Consider the following 14,918-nt stretch of genomic DNA (forward strand, 5'->3'; position numbering starts at 1 on the left):
GTCGAAAAGGCGCATCAGCACCGGAATCGTACTTGGCGGCGGGTGAGGCTGCTACTGGCATGACGGGCTCCCCGCGGGAGGACCTCATGCACAAGGCCGGGGGTCTCTCAGACGGGTTCGCGAATGACGAGCATGCTTTCTACGCGGCATGGGGTGCGTGCAGTGAAGCCCCACGCCCTCCAGCGGCGTACTGCTGCTTCGGCCTCGTAGGACGTCTGCCAGCCTTGCATCGCCGCGCTCCTTCGCCGTTCAGGGGGCCGCAGACGATACGTCGCAAAGAAGTGCACAGCAATGCTCGCGAAATCAACAACTCAGCCAACCGACCCCGCACCGTTGGTGGAGATGCGCACCGTCACTTTGGACACCGAAAGCAAATCGACCCCGAGTTCGATGAGTCGTACGAGGCGGTGTATCACTCCGCAGTGAACTTCAGTTCGCTGGGCTAGGGAATGTGGTCATGACCAGCCCTGCAAGCTGCTGGGCCCGCTCGAGGCTGCGAATGGGTGTTGTGATGTTCGGCCTGACCGGCGCAGCGTTGATTGAAAAGGGCGCGGAGGAGTAGTTGACAAACACTGAGGCTACAGCCGCAACGTCAACCGGACCTAACGAAAACCGGGGCGGGCTAATAGGTGGATTCACCACAAAGAACTGGGATTCCTGTGGCTGATACCAAGTGCCTCCGCATGGAAGCTGATCGGCGCGTTCTACGAACTCGAGTCGGGCCGAGTGCGCTTTCTGGACTGACTGTGCTGCTTGACTCAATGCAGACTCAATCTGGTCAACGAATCTAGAGCATCCATTCGATCGGCAACGCTTCGAGCAAGTCGAGGTACAGGAGTTTCAAGGGACTGGCGCCTGGCTCGAAAGTGTGCCGCGTCGCCCCATGCGGGCCGGATTCGACCCATTCCATGCCGTTGCCGTCCGGCGTCAGTTGCACATGGTAGGCATCTTGCGGGGTGCGGGTTTCAAACATCTGGTGGAGCTGGCCCGCCAGCACCGGACTGTCAATGACGACGCCCATTTCGGTGTTGAGGCGCGAGGAGCGCGGATCGAGGTTGAATGAACCGACGAAGATGCGTTCGCGGTCCACGGCAAAGGTCTTCGCGTGCAGGCTCGCGGCCGAACTCCCCTGGCTGCCGCCGCTGCCTGGCGGGCCCCTGCGCGCAGCGTCGATGTCCCAATCGGCATCCCTGTCGGGACCAGCCACACCAATACCTGGCTTCAGTTCGTAGATCGTGACGCCACCCTCAAGAAGTTCTTTCCGGTACTTAGCATAGCCGGCGTGGACCGGCGCAACGTCGGTCGCGGCGAGAGAATTGGTCAGCACCCTGACCTTGACACCGCTCTGTGCCAGCTTCACCAGGTCGTCGGTGCCCCTGCGGCCAGGCACGAAGTAGGGTGACACGAGGTCCACCTCGAGCTTCGGCTGGCCCATCTGGGCGAGCAACTGGGGCAGCATCTGCAGATCGCTGCGATCGGTCGGCTCCAGCACCTTGGCGGGGTCGTCGTGCAGCACGCGCGCGCTGGTCCATTCAAAACCCACCGAATGCTGGTCGAGTTCGCCCAGCAGTGGCGTCCGCCGTACCGCCTCCACGTAGCGTTGGGCCTGGGGGTCGCTGTGCACCTTTTCCCAGCTCTGCCTAAGCATTTCGGTGGCGCCGGGCCGCGACCTGGGCAACAGGCTCGATGCCGGATAGGCCGATGGGCTGTTCCAGAACAAGTCGAATTGGTCGGAGACCTGTTGCACCACCGGCCCGACCACAAGCACGTCCAGGTCCTGGAACCCGATCTCCATATTGGCGCCGAAGTACTCGTCGCCGATGTTGCGTCCGCCGACGATCGACACCTGGTTGTCGGCGGTGAAGGATTTGTTGTGCATGCGTCGGTTGAGGCGCGAGAAATCGAGCGCGAAGTCCCCGACCCTGAAGCCGCGATTGGCGAACGGGTTGAAGAGGCGGACCTCGATGTTCGCATGCGCATTCAGCGCTGCCAGGGTCGGGTCCAGGCCGCTGGTGTTGGCATCGTCGAGCAGCAGGCGTATCCGCACCCCGCGCTCGGCGGCCTGCCAGACCGCCTCGAACATCAGCTCGCCGGTGGTGTCGCGGCGCCAGATGTAGTACTGCAGGTCGAGGCTGCGCTCCGCACGCCGCGCCAGCACGATGCGGGCCGCGAAAGCGTCTTCGGCATTCTGCAGCGGATGGATGCCGGACTTGGCCGGATGGGCCGCCATGTCGTTGCGCACATCGCGGGCCAGTCGCGTGTCGTCGGTGTTGGCCAAGGTGATGGATCCCGTCTTGCTCACCTGGTCCGGCAGGCTGGCGCAGCCGCCGAGGACGAGGCCAAGCTGCAGGGCCAGCATCCATGAGAGTCGATGCGTCCGATGACGCGGGCGGTGATGAAGTCGCATGATGATCGAGATCTTCGTCTTCTAGTCTAGGACGCGTCGGACTTGAGCAGAGGGAACTTTTCGCCGTTAGGCCACGAGGGCGTCGTCCCTCATGATGCCCCACTCACATCATTCACGTCTGTGTTGGCCCGGGTGTTGGGACGAGCCGGGCAAGCTGATGATGCGCAGTCTGCTGCTGCAAGGCGTGCCGCTGTGTTTCCTAGAACCCTTCGAGAGCCTGGGTTACGGCATGGACGGGGCCCGCCTCGCAATCCCTTCTTCGCGTCAATCCAGCCCCGCAACGCGATAGTCCTGCCGACGAGGGCGGAAAGACACGGCATGAGTCGTGGGCTTGGTTCGGCCGTGCCTCTGCCTTGCATCTTGCTCATTTGGTCACCCTCGATTTGAATTTGCAGTTTGGGCCTCCAGCGACTGCCGCACGGGTTCCAGGCCCTCGAGTACCTGCCGGGTTCGGCGGCGAACTCAAGTTCGCGGCCCCGTAGCGGCTGCTCGCCCCGCTTTGAATCCGACATTCAAGTCAGCCGTTCTGCTTTCAGGCGGCCGCGCTGTCCCGCGCACCGGGATGGCCCGGGTAGTGCATGGCTTGCGCCGCGCAGCAGCGGGTGTTCGCAGAGATTGCGCGCCACGACGGCCCGAGCCTGCGTCATTGACTGGGCTTCTCATCGGGCGCATATTGTTCGCCCGAGTTTTGCAACAGAAGCGGAGGTGCGGCGATGACAACGATGGCCAAGCCGACGATCGACGGTGTTCGGGAGCGCGCTCGCGGGCAGGTGATCACTCCCACCGACGACGGCTACGAAGGGGCGCGCAAGGTCTACAACGGAATGATCGATCGGCGGCCCTCGGTCGTGATCCGTGCGGTCGACGTTGGCGACGTGATGGCCGGCGTCGAGTATGCGCGCGAGAACGGCCTCGATCTGTCGGTGCGCGGCGGGTCGCACAGCGTTCCCGGCTTCGGGACGTGCGAAGGGGGCGTCGTGATCGACCTCTCGCAGATGAAGGGCGTGCGGATCGATCCGAATCGCAAGACGGCGCGGGCAGGCGGCGGGACCCTGTGGGCCGACTTCAATCACGCGACGTACCCGTTCGGCTTGGCGACGACCGGTGGAATCATCGGCTCGACCGGCATCGCCGGGCTGACGCTTGGCGGCGGCATCGGCTACCTCACGCGCGGGTTCGGGCTATCGCTCGACAACCTGCTCTCGGCGGATCTCGTAACGGCGGACGGACAGTTCCGCGTGGCGAGTGTCGCGGAGAACGAGGATCTCTTCTGGGCAATCCGCGGCGGAGGCGGGAACTTCGGCGTGGTGACCTCGTTCGAGTACCAGCTGCACCCGGTCAAGGACATTACGGCAGGCATCTTCTTCTTTCCGATCGAGAAGGTGCGCGAGGTGTTGCAGTTCTACCGCGACTATGTGGCGAAAGCACCGGAGGAAATGGGGCTGTTCCCAGCGTTCCAGATTGCCCCGCCACTGCCGTTCATCAAAGCAGAGGACCATGGCAAGACGTTCATTGCGATCGTCTCGTGTTGGGCCGGGCCGATGGACAAGGCGGACGCGGAAATGGCGAAGATACGCGGCGCGGCGCCGGTCGTTGCGGAGATGGTCGCGCCGATGCCGTACTACGTGATCAACGGCCTTTTCGATGCGCTGCTGCCTCCGGGCTTGCAGCACTACTGGAAGGCCTCATTCGCGACCGAGTTGACGGATGGAGCGATCGAGGCCCACGCCCGGTTCGGGCCGCAGGTGCCGGTGGTGAACTCCACGATGCACATCTACCCGATCAACGGAGCCTGCCACCGCGTGAGGCCGGACGCGACCGCATGGGGCCATCGCGACGCGAGCTTCGCGACCGTGATCGCTGGGATGTGGCCGGATCCCGCTGACAACGCCAGGAACACGAAGTGGGTAAAGGACTATTACAAAGCCCTGGAGCCCCACTCGCAAGCAGGCGGCTACATCAACTTCATGGCCGAGGACGACCAGGGCCGGGTCAAGGACAATTACGGACCGCACTACGACAAGCTGGCGTCGATCAAGCGCAAGTACGACCCGGGCAACCTGTTCCACATGAACCAAAATATCCAGCCGTAGCACGGTCGTCGACGCGCGACGCGGGGTGGCATCTGAATCGTCCACCTCGGGTTGAGCGCGCCGTCGAGTGACTGCTCCTGGCGCTAACGTCGACCGACGGCTCCCGGCCCGGGACTGCCTGTTTGCCAAACCCGCCTATAGGCGCCCTTGGACAGCAGCGCGCTCTGCGAAGGTCAGCTACCAAGCACGACCGCGAACTGGTACTCGCGGCCCACAACCGGAGGTACGCAAAGGTCGGCTTCCGGGCGCTCTACGTCGCGCCTAACCAAGGCAACGGGCGACTGCGAGGAATTTCATAACCTGGACCACATTGGCCGGAATTGCTCTTGCTTGTCCGCGTGCGCGTGCTTACGGTGCACCGCGTCCTACTCGTCTACTGGGCGTCTAGCCTCGAGCATCAGCGCGTAGGACTCAGGCCAGCCACTGCATCAACGCAAGCGCCAGCACGACCAGCAAGACCGTCTCGCCCATCATCAGCATCACGGGCTTGAGGCCGACGGTGACCAGATCCTTCAACTGAGTCTTTATGCCGATGCCCGCGATGGCGGCCACCAGGCACCATCGCGAGAAATCGCTGCCGCCCTTGACGACGACCGACGGCAGCCAGCCCGTGCTGTTCACCGCCACCAGGAGCACAAAGCCGATGACGAAGCCCGGAAGGAGCGGTGGGCGCCGGCCACCCGTTTGACTGGATTGGCGGCGCGACAACATCACCGCAAAGACGATCACCGGCAACAGCATGGCCACGCGCATCAACTTGACCAAGGTGGCCACGTCGCCCGTCCGTTGCGACATGCTGTAGCCGGCACCGACCACTTGGGCCACGTCATGTATCGTCGCGCCGAGAAACACCCCGGCGGCACGCGGGTCCAGTCCCATGGCCTGCGCGATCATCGGGTAGACGATCATCGCCATCGTCGACAACGCCGACACGCCGACGACGGTGAACAGCGTCGCCCGCTCCTTCAGCGGATGGTTCGGCAGCGCTGCGGCCAGCGCCATCGCCGCGGAAGCGCCGCAGATCGCGGTGGCCCCGCCGCTGAGCAGGCCGAACAGGGTCTGAAACCCCATCAGGCGCGCCGCCAGCATCGACAACAGGATCGTCGTCGCGACGCAAACCACGACGATTGCCACCGGCTGCCATCCGAGCTCGACGACCTGGCCGACGGTGATCCGAACCCCGAGCAGCGCGACGCCGATGCGCAGCAGCGTCCGGCCCGCGAATTCGATGCCCGGCTTGCAGGCGCCCTCGCCGGAGAGGAAGTTCATCGCAATGCCCAGCAGCAGCGCGAACAGCATCACGGGCGCACCATAGTGCTCCGCGAGGAAGGTCGAGGCCGCAGCGACCACGCCACAGGCCAGCACCCCCGGAAACAGCAAGCGCACGCGGCCGGGGACCGCGCCGATCGTGGGTGTGGTGGTCATGGCATCAGGCCGTCGGCAGCTTGTGGTCCTTGAACTGCTCGCGCAGGCGGTGCTTGAGCATCTTGCCGGTCGCGCCGAGCGGGATCGTGTCACTGAACACCACGTCGTCTGGCGTCCACCACTTGGCGATCTTGCCGTCGTAGAAGGCCAGCAGTTCCTCGCGCGTGACCTCGACACCAGGCTTCTTCACCACCACCAGCAGCGGGCGCTCGTCCCACTTCGGATGGAATGCGGCAATGCAGGCGGCCATGCCCACCGCAGGGTGTGCCATCGCGATGTTCTCCAGGTCGATCGAGCCGATCCACTCGCCGCCGGACTTGATGACGTCTTTGGCGCGGTCGGTGATCTGCATGAAGCCGTCGGCGTCGATGACAGCGACGTCGCCGGTCGGGAACCAGCCGTCCACCAGTGGGTCGCCACCGGCGCCTTTGAAGTAGCTCGCGACGATCCAGGGGCCGCGCACCATCAGCTCGCCCGAGGTCTTTCCGTCCCAGGGCAGTTCGTTGCCGTCGGCATCGACGATCTTGAGATCCACGCCGAACACGGCGCGCCCCTGCTTGGACCGGACCGCGAGCCGTTCTTCGTCGCCCAGCGCCAGCTGCGCCGGCTTGAGCGTGCAGACGGTGCCCAGTGGGCTCACCTCTGTCATGCCCCAGGCGTGCAGCACCTGCACGTCATGGCGTTCCTGGAAGGCGCGCATCATGGCCGGCGGGCAGGCCGAGCCGCCGATCACGGTGCGGCGCATGGTGCTGAACGACCGGTCGTTCGACTCGACGTGCGTGAGCAGGCCCTGCCAGACGGTGGGCACGCCGGCCGACATCGTCACGCCCTCGGCCTCGAACAGCTCGTACAGGCTCTTGCCGTCCAGGAACGGACCGGGGTAGACGAGCTTGGCGCCGACTGCGCAACCGACATAGGGCAGGCCCCAGGCGTTGACATGGAACATCGGCACCACGGGCAGGATGGAGTCGCGCGCCGAGCAGTTCAGGGCATCGGGCAGCGCCGCGGCGTAGGTGTGCAGCAATGTCGAGCGATGGCTGTACAGCACGCCCTTCGGGTTGCCGGTGGTGCCTGAGGTGTAGCACAGCGAGCTGGCGCTGTTCTCGTCCAAGCTTGGCCAGTCGTAGCGGTCGCTCGCGTCGGTCAGGAGTTCCTCGTAGCACAGGAGGCCGGGTATCTTGGTCGAGGCCGGCATGTGGGCGCGGTCGGTCATCGCGACGAAGGCCTTGATGGTCTTGACGCGGCCCGCGATCGCCTCGACGAGCGGCAGGAAGGTCAGGTCGAAGAACAGCACCTGGTCTTCGGCGTGGTCGGCGATCCACACCACCTGGTCGGGGTGCAGCCGCGGATTGAGCGTGTGCAGCACTGCGCCCGAGCCCGAGACGCCGTAGTACAGCTCCATGTGGCGGTACCCGTTCCACGCCAACGTGGCGACGCGGTCTCCGAATGTGACGCCGCGCTGCGCCAGCGCGTTGGCCACGCGCCGCGCCCGAGCGGCGAGCTCTCGATAGGTGGTGCGGTGGATGTCGCCTTCGACGCATCGCGAGACGATTTCCTGTTCGCCGTGGTGGCGTTCGGCATGCGTCAGCAAGGTGGAGATCAGCAGCGGCTGCTGCATCATCTGTCCGTTCATGATGTGTGTTCCTTGATTCGTGTTCATTCAGGCTGGAAGCCGATGGCCTTCAGATTGGCGGCGTGTTTGTCAGACGCCGCACGCAGCGACTTCGACAGCTCGTCGGGCGTCAGCGGCAGGCCGATGTCCTGGCCCTGTTCCTTGAAGCGCTCGATCACCTTCGGCTGCTGCAACACCTTCAGCGTGGCCTCGCGGAGCTTGGCTTGCACATCAGATGGCACGTCGGGCGTGGTCCACAGGCCCATCCAGGCGACGTCGCCGATCTTTGGGTAGCCGAGTTCAGTGAAGGTAGGCACGTCAGGCAGCGCGGCCAGCCGCTTGGGCGCGCCGACGGCAAAGGCCTTCAGCTTGCCGGCCTTGATCAGCGGAACGGAAGTCGCCGGACCGTCGAACATCAGCGCCACATGGCCGCCCATCACGTCCTGCAGCGCGGGCGGTGAGCCCTTGTAGCCGACATGGGTCATGTCCAGGCCGGCCAGCTTGTTCAACTCCCGCCCCATGGTGTGCGACATCGAGCCGGTGCTGTACGAGGCATAGCTCACCTTGCCCGGATGGGCCTTCACGTAGGCGATGACTTCCTGCAGGTTCGATGCCGGCAGCGACGGAGTGCCGACGAGCAGCAGGCCGGTTTGGGTGAGCTGGGCCAACGGCTTAACGTCCCTGAACATGTCGACGCGGGATTTCGCAACGTGCGGGATCTCAGTGACCAGTCCGTTGACGCCGACCATAAAGGTGTAGCCGTCGTGCGGTGATTGCAGCAGGTCCTGCGTGCCGATGGCGCCCATGGCCCCGGCCTTGTTGTCGACGATCACCGGCTGGCCGAGCAGTGGCGTCAGCCCCTCGGCCAATGTGCGCGCGACGGTGTCGGCGGTGCCGCCCGCTGGCGCGCCGACGACCAGGCGGATCGGCTTGCTGGGCCAGCCCTGGGCCAGCGCGGTGGGTGCCATCGCCAGCAGGGACACGGCCGCAAGGGCGCCGAGCATCGCGCGGCGCAGGGGAGTCTTCAGTTGTTGCATCGTGTGTCTCCGAATTGATATGTGGTGTGCGTATCGCCAGGGCCGGGTGTCAGTGCGCTGCTTCGCCGAGGTCGACCTCGACGCGGCCGTCAAGCACGCGCGCGGGGTAGGTGCGCACCGCGAGCCCGCCGCATGCGCCGTGGATGCAGCCGCTTGCAAGGTCGATGCGCAGGCCGTGTGCGGGGCATTGGATCGTGGTGCCATCGAGCGCGCCCCTGGCGAGCGACGCGCCGGCGTGCGGGCAGCCGTCCGCGATCGCATGCACGGTGTCCTCGATGCAAAAGAGCGCAATCTCGTGGCCGTCGCGGCGGGCAAAGCCGCGTCCGCGCTCGCTCAGTTCCTGCTCTCCAAGCAGTTCGGTCCACCGTGGTGCCGCGGAAGTCGGGTCGTGGGAGATCGACATGCTGTTGTCCTCGTGGATCGGCGCCGGGGAGAACAGCGTTCTCAGGCGGCGACGCGCATCGGCACGCCGCGCTGGCCCTGGGCCCTGTTCGGTGCGAATCCGATTCGCGCCAGCGTCTCCTCGGTGCTGCGGTAGGTCTCGCCGATCCGGTAGATGCGGCGCGCCTCGACACCGCTGGCGATGTCGCGGTTCAGAACCCGTGCGATGGCCACCATGGCCTCGATCTGCTGCACCGATGTCATGCGCTCGCCGGTCGGCCCGAACAGTGTGTCCTCGATGCCCACGCGCACATGCATGCCCATCGCGATGGCCATCGTGTTCATCGGATAGATGTGACGGTTCAGGGTCTCGAGCGTGAGCACCGCGCCGTCGGGCGTGCGGCGCACGAACTCCATCATGTCCGCCGGATTCAGACCGGCGAAGCCGCCACCGATCGCCACGTAATTCAGGATCAGCGGACCCATGTACACGCCGCGACGAATGAGCCGCTCCACCGTCTCAAGCTGGGCCACGTTGCCGAGCATGAAGTGCGGCTGAATTCCGCTGGCCGTGAGGCGCTTCAGGTGCTCGACATGCCACGATGGATTCGATGGCACGATCATGTCGGTGTAGGCTGCCTGCAAGGCGGGATTGGAGAGCGAGGTGCCAGCGACATCGGCCTCGGTCATCAGCTCCATCACATTCATCTGGCTGGTGTTGATGGCGATCGTCACCTGGTCGGGACGCGGGTTCAGGTCGGCCAGCATGTGGCGCGTATCGTCCGTCATCCACTTGGCGGCCTGGCCGTCATCCTCGGGGGCGAAGGAGATCGAGCCGCCCACCTGCAGGATCATCTTGGGCACCGCTTCGCGCAGGCGCGCCAGCATCTCATTGAACTTGGACAGGCGCTTGCTGCCCTTGCCGTCGTCTTCGCGCACGTGCACGTGCAGCACGGTGGCACCGGCGTTCCAGCAATCGACCGCTTTCTGGACCTGGGCGTCCATCGACACAGCGATGTCGTCGGAGTCGCTGGCGTCCCACTGGGGGCCGTAGGGCGCGACTTGGATGACGAGGGGTTGCTGGTTTTCAGGGAGGAGGGAGTCGTCGAAGAATTGCATGATGTTTTGTCCTTGAAGTTCGGGGAGTGGAGTGGGTCGGGAGGCGGCTCAGCGCGCCGAAGCTGAGGCCATTTCGTCGAGCAGGATGGGTGCACCGATGCTCATGGTGTGGATGCCGAGCACGCTCACGCACTGCAGCACGGCGGTGATCTCTTCCTTCGTGGCCCCGAGGTCCAGCGCCTTGCGGATGTGGCGGCGCACGCCCGGCCCATACATATGGGTGCACGAGGCGTCCACGGCGATGGCGAGGAATTCAACTGTCTTCGCATCGAGCACGCCCGACAGCATCGGCGCCATGGCCATCGACATGAATTTCTCGGTCCACGCGGGGTCGAGTTCGGCGAAGGGTTCCCAGTTGGGATTCCAGTTGTCGGTGCTGCGCAAGCGGTCGCAGACCGGAGTCGATGATGAAGAGTGGGCGGTGTCGTGTTCCATGGTCGTGTCTCCTGAAGGTGGTGCTGCAGGTGACTTGCACGCTGCGGCTGGTTCGATAGTGATTGTTCCGACCTGGGGATTTGCCGATTGACCAAAGGTGCCATGCATTTAACCTAAGAGGACACACAGGGCTAACTCCATGTCGAGCCTCATTCGCAGCGCCAGCCTGACCAACTACCCCGAAGTGGCGCGAGCGGCCGGGCTCAACCCGCTAGTCATGCTGGCCGAGGTGGGACTGAGTCCGGCCTGCCTGCATGATCCTGACCTGCGGATCCCGAGCGATGCAGTACGGGCCCTGTTCGAGGCCTCGGCGATCGCTAGCGGGCTGGACAATTTCGGCCTGCGTATGGCCGAAACGCGGCAACTGTCGAACCTGGGCGCCGTGGCGCTGGTAGCGCGCGAGGAACCCACGGTCCGGCGCTTCGTGCGGGCGATGGCTCGCTATAGCCACGTGCTCAACGAGTCACTGTTCATGAAGCTCGAGGAGAGCAACGGCATTGCCGTGCTCCGCGAAGAGTTTCTCGTTCGCCATCACGGAGCGTCTCGGCAAGCGACGGAACTGCTGGTCGGCGTGACTTTTCGCAGCCTGAAGTTTTTCCTCGGGCCGGCATGGAACCCGCTGCGGGTCTGCTTCGTGCACGCACCACCGCGAGATCCGAGTCTGCACCACCGCATCTTCGGCTACGCCATCGAGTTCGGACAGGATTTCAACGGGCTTGTCTGCACCACGCGCGACATGGATGCACCGAATCCGATGGCCGACCCGGTGATGGCGCGCTATGCGCGGCGGACTCTCGAAGCTGCCGACTCGGGTCCCATGAGCGCGATTGACAGCGTGCGCCACATCCTGCTCGTGTTGCTGCCTTCGGGCCAGGGCTCAGTTGAGCAGGTGGCTGAGAACCTCGGCGTCCACAAGCGCACCGTTCATCGACTCTTATTGCGCGAGGGCACGACTTTTTCCGACGTGTTGAACACCATCCGGCGCGAGCTGGCCGCGCAGTACGTAGATGACGGAACACGGCCGCTGTCGCAAGTGGCCGAACTGCTGGGCTTCTCGGCGCTAAGCGCTTTTTCGCGGTGGTACAGGCAGCAGTTCGGAGAGGTTGCGGGACGGCGGCGACGCATGAACGTCGGTGCAAAACGACCTCTTGTCTGAGTGTCGGCTTTGTGCGCGCCCAACGCGGGTTGCAGATGGCTCTTATGGGCCCACAGCGACATTCACCGCCCTGATTCGGTCTCCTCGAAGCAGTCGCTCCAGCGGCGCTTCGCAAATCAAACAGCCTCGGCGCCGGAAGTCAGTTCGAGCGAAGGTATATCGGTGTGTGGCAGGAAGGCCGAACCGCAGTCGAGCGCTCCCTGAGCTCCGTTCTTTAGACACTTCAGCCATCCCATCGACAGTCACCCGACCACGCTGCATTCTGCGGCTAGGCAGCCATCGCCTCATGGGGCGTCAGTTCGTGTGCCAACACCTTGGTCGCTATCGACTTCGAGATCTGGGAGTTCCGCATCACCACGCAACGCTTCACCGTATTCCTTGCGCCGCGGAGGCGCTTCGATCGCGACGCCGCATGACGGCCGATGGCACAAGCCCGGCAGACACGCTGGACCTGCTGATCGTCGGAGCCGGCTTCGGCGGCCTTTGCATGCTGCAAAAGGCGCGCGCGATGGGCCTGTCGGCGCTGGTGCTCGAGGCCGCGCCCAGCGTGGGCGGCACCTGGTATGCCAATCGCTACCCAGGTGCCCGCGTCGACATCCAGAGCCTGGAGTACTCCTTCTCGTTCAGCGAGGCCCTGCAGCAGGAATGGCAGTGGACAGAGCGCTATGCCTCGCAGCCCGAACTGCTGCGCTACGCCAACCAAGTCGCGGACCGCTTCGACCTGCGCAGCGGCATCCACCTGAACACTTGCGTGACGGCGGCGCGCTTCGACGATGTCAATCGGCGTTGGGAGATCGGCAGCACGGGCGAGGATGGCGCGGCGCTGACTTGGCGTGCGCGCTTCGTTGTGCTGGCCAGCGGGCCGCTGTCGACACCCAACACGCCGGCCTTCCCCAGAGGCCCGCGTGAAGGCTGACTACCCGGGCTTTCGCGCTCGCAATCGCCAGATGCGCACCGGCTTCGGCTGCGATCTGCCGATGAACCCGAACTCGGCGCTGGCTGCGAGCCCGAAGAGCGGGGCGCGGCTTTCGAGGCCCGCTGGCGCGTCGGCGGATTCTCCCTGCTGGGGGCCTTCGGCGACGTCATGACCAATTTGCAGGCCAACGCCCTGGCGGCCGAGTTCGTGCGCAGGAAGATCCGCCAGGCGGTGCACGACCGGGCGACGGCGGCGCTGCTCTCGCCGCACCAGCCCATCGGATGCAAGCGGATGTGCGTGGCCGACGACTACTACGAGACCTTCAACCGGTCGAACGTGCATCTGGTGGACGTCAGCGAGCGACCGATCGAGGCCATCACGCCAGGTGGCCTGCGAACCGGCGCGCGCGAGTACGCCTTCGACACGCTGGTACTCGCCACCGGTTTCGACGCCGTCACCGGCACGCTGATGCGGCTGGATCTGCGTGGCCCGGGCGGCCTGCGCATTCAGGACAAGTGGCGCCACGGGCCGCTGAACTACCTGGGATTGACTGTGGCCGGCTTCCCGAATCTGTTCAACATCGCCGGCGCGGGCAGCGCCGCGGCCTTCACGAGCGTGATCCTCTCGATCGAGCACCACGTGGACTGGATCGCCGACTGCATCGCCTGGCTCGACGCGCAGGGTCACGCCACGATCGAGCCCACCGACGAGGCCGAAAGCGCCTGGGTCGCGCATGTCAACGCGGTCGCTGCGCAAACGGTCTTCCTGAGCTGCAACTCCTGGTACCTGGGCGCCAACATTCCGGGCAAGCCGCGAATGTTCATGCAGCTGGCCGGCGGATTCCCCGCTTATGCGAAACGTTGCTTGGCGGAGGCTGGCTGGGGCTACGAGGGCTTTCTTCTGCGCTGATGGCGGCAGCGCCGGCTCCGCGCGCGTGGGATTGACGGCAGGTGCGCCGATCCCCCTTCATCGCCCAAGCAGGTACTCAACGAATGAGCCGATACCGGCCCTTTGTGGAAGACTGGAAATGGGCGTGACTGCCACTTCGCCGAACTCGCCGATAGCTGCCCTTGGTCAACAGTGTGAACACTCCGAAGGGCTGCTACCAAGCGCGGCGGCGAACGGGTGCTCGCGGCCATTTCCGGGCCCTGGACAATGACCGCTCTCGGGAAGCCTGTCTTGAGAACCCGCGCCATGGCGAAGAGGGCGCCGGCGCTCAGGGAGATGACCTGATGGTTCAGAGGATGCGGCTCCGTTCTTGAGTCTCAGAATCGCTGTTCACTACTTATCAACGCTTGCTGACGAGCCTCCGTATGACCTGTACATACCCTCCGGCGACGTGGGCCTGCTGAAAGAACCCCTTGTCCCTCAAAAGCCGGTGCATCCGCCGCAGGTTGTACGAGGGAACGGTCGGCATCAAATGATGCTCGATGTGGAAGTTGACGAAGTTTGGAGCGAATAGCAGGCGCTCCCACCACGCCGCGAGGACCGTGCGCGTGTTCGACCAGATGTCTTGGCTCACCGTGCCCGGTAATGCGCCATGCTCGGCCGCATTACGGACACGGCTGACCATCATGTACGTGGTCAGCCATGACGCCGGCCACAGCAGGTAGACGATCGCGTGACCGCAGGCCCACAGCAGGGCGAGCGCCAAGGCATGTACGAGCAGGATGCGGCGGGCGTTCCACAGCAGGTGTCGCGCATTGCGCTTTCCGGGACTATCGCTATCCATTGCCGCGCGTTCGGCGCTCTGCTTCTTGTAGGCGTAGCCGAATCGCAGCTTCTCAGGCTCCGCATGCGCATACAGCACGGCGAGCGTGGCGGCCGCCTTCAGGCCGGTGAGGCCGAGCAGGTCGCGAAGGACCTTGCGCGCCAGTGAGGCTGGGCTGACCGGATAGCCACGGTAGTTGGGCAGGTCCGGGTCGTCCTCCCTGCCGGTCTTCACGTGGTGGGTCATGTGATAGCTGCGATAGATCGACAGGTCGGCGAACACCGGCGCGGCGCACAGCCACTGGCCGATCCAGTCGTTCAGCGGGCGAGAGGGCGTGAAGGAGCGATGCGCGCACTCGTGCATTAGGATGCCCAGACCCAGCTGGCGGCCGGCCAGCACCAGCATAGCAAGCGCTACCGTGGCAATGCCGGGCCGGGCGATCACCACGGCAAAGCTGGCCGCGATCAGGCACCAGTTGACCAACAGCATCCAGGCTGCCTTCCAGGTGGACTTGCGCTGCAACATCAGCAGCTCTTCGCGGTCCAGCAGTTTGCGTACTTCATTCATGGGGAACTTCCAAATGCAATCTCGATGCTCCGATTGAATCAAGGGAAGGGCAAAATCTG

General features: G+C 64.7%; 12 protein-coding genes. 4 read left to right on the plus strand and 8 right to left on the minus strand.

Annotated elements, in window-relative coordinates; all coding sequences use genetic code 11:
- Positions 1–787 precede the first annotated feature (787 nt).
- A complete protein-coding gene (locus tag QTI24_RS18780; RefSeq protein ID WP_286602496.1) occupies positions 788–2,359 on the minus strand; it encodes a phospholipase D family protein in 1,572 nt (523 codons plus the stop codon).
- Positions 2,360–3,120: 761 nt separating this feature from the next.
- On the opposite strand from QTI24_RS18780, the gene QTI24_RS18785 reads away from it, so the two are divergent.
- Positions 3,121–4,500, plus strand: a complete 1,380-nt coding sequence (locus QTI24_RS18785; RefSeq protein ID WP_286602498.1) for an FAD-binding oxidoreductase — start codon at positions 3,121–3,123, stop codon at positions 4,498–4,500.
- A gap of 411 nt (positions 4,501–4,911) precedes the next feature.
- Here the strand turns inward: QTI24_RS18785 and QTI24_RS18790 are convergent, their stop codons facing one another.
- Genes QTI24_RS18790 through QTI24_RS18815 form a run of 6 tightly spaced genes read right to left on the minus strand, consistent with a single transcriptional unit; the run spans position 4,912 to position 10,509 of the window.
- Positions 4,912–5,925 carry a YeiH family protein gene (locus QTI24_RS18790; protein ID WP_286602499.1) on the minus strand — a complete coding sequence of 338 codons (1,014 nt, stop codon included), beginning with the start codon at positions 5,923–5,925 and terminating at the stop codon, positions 4,912–4,914.
- 4 nt (positions 5,926–5,929) lie between these two features.
- Complete coding sequence (locus tag QTI24_RS18795; protein ID WP_286602501.1) at positions 5,930–7,558, minus strand: 3-(methylthio)propionyl-CoA ligase; 1,629 nt, start codon at positions 7,556–7,558, stop codon at positions 5,930–5,932.
- A 23-nt stretch (positions 7,559–7,581) separates the two neighbouring features.
- Positions 7,582–8,574: a Bug family tripartite tricarboxylate transporter substrate binding protein gene (locus QTI24_RS18800; RefSeq protein ID WP_286602502.1), complete on the minus strand. Its 993-nt coding sequence runs from the start codon at positions 8,572–8,574 to the stop codon at positions 7,582–7,584.
- A gap of 49 nt (positions 8,575–8,623) precedes the next feature.
- A complete protein-coding gene (locus tag QTI24_RS18805) occupies positions 8,624–8,977 on the minus strand; it encodes a Rieske (2Fe-2S) protein (protein WP_286602504.1) in 354 nt (117 codons plus the stop codon).
- 41 nt (positions 8,978–9,018) lie between these two features.
- Positions 9,019–10,074, minus strand: a complete 1,056-nt coding sequence (locus QTI24_RS18810) for a beta-keto acid cleavage family enzyme (RefSeq protein WP_286602506.1) — start codon at positions 10,072–10,074, stop codon at positions 9,019–9,021.
- A 48-nt stretch (positions 10,075–10,122) separates the two neighbouring features.
- Positions 10,123–10,509, minus strand: a complete 387-nt coding sequence (locus tag QTI24_RS18815) for a carboxymuconolactone decarboxylase family protein (RefSeq protein ID WP_286602508.1) — start codon at positions 10,507–10,509, stop codon at positions 10,123–10,125.
- 139 nt (positions 10,510–10,648) lie between these two features.
- Between QTI24_RS18815 and QTI24_RS18820 the strand changes: the two genes are divergently transcribed.
- The 3 genes from QTI24_RS18820 (at position 10,649) to QTI24_RS18830 (ending at position 13,490) form a co-directional block, all read left to right on the plus strand.
- Positions 10,649–11,665 carry an AraC family transcriptional regulator gene (locus QTI24_RS18820; protein ID WP_286602510.1) on the plus strand — a complete coding sequence of 339 codons (1,017 nt, stop codon included), beginning with the start codon at positions 10,649–10,651 and terminating at the stop codon, positions 11,663–11,665.
- Between the two features lie 412 nt (positions 11,666–12,077).
- On the plus strand, positions 12,078–12,581 hold the full coding sequence (locus QTI24_RS18825) for a flavin-containing monooxygenase (RefSeq protein WP_286602511.1): 504 nt from the start codon (positions 12,078–12,080) through the stop codon (positions 12,579–12,581).
- 168 nt (positions 12,582–12,749) lie between these two features.
- The gene (locus QTI24_RS18830; RefSeq protein ID WP_286602514.1) at positions 12,750–13,490 is read left to right on the plus strand and encodes a flavin-containing monooxygenase; all 741 of its coding nucleotides are present in this window, start codon (positions 12,750–12,752) and stop codon (positions 13,488–13,490) included.
- Positions 13,491–13,869: 379 nt separating this feature from the next.
- On the opposite strand, the gene QTI24_RS18835 is transcribed toward QTI24_RS18830, so the two are convergent.
- On the minus strand, positions 13,870–14,859 hold the full coding sequence (locus tag QTI24_RS18835; RefSeq protein WP_286602516.1) for a fatty acid desaturase family protein: 990 nt from the start codon (positions 14,857–14,859) through the stop codon (positions 13,870–13,872).
- Positions 14,860–14,918 lie beyond the last annotated feature (59 nt).

This window comes from Variovorax sp. J22P240, from assembly GCF_030316855.1.
In the GTDB taxonomy this organism is placed as follows: Bacteria; Pseudomonadota; Gammaproteobacteria; order Burkholderiales; family Burkholderiaceae_C; genus Variovorax.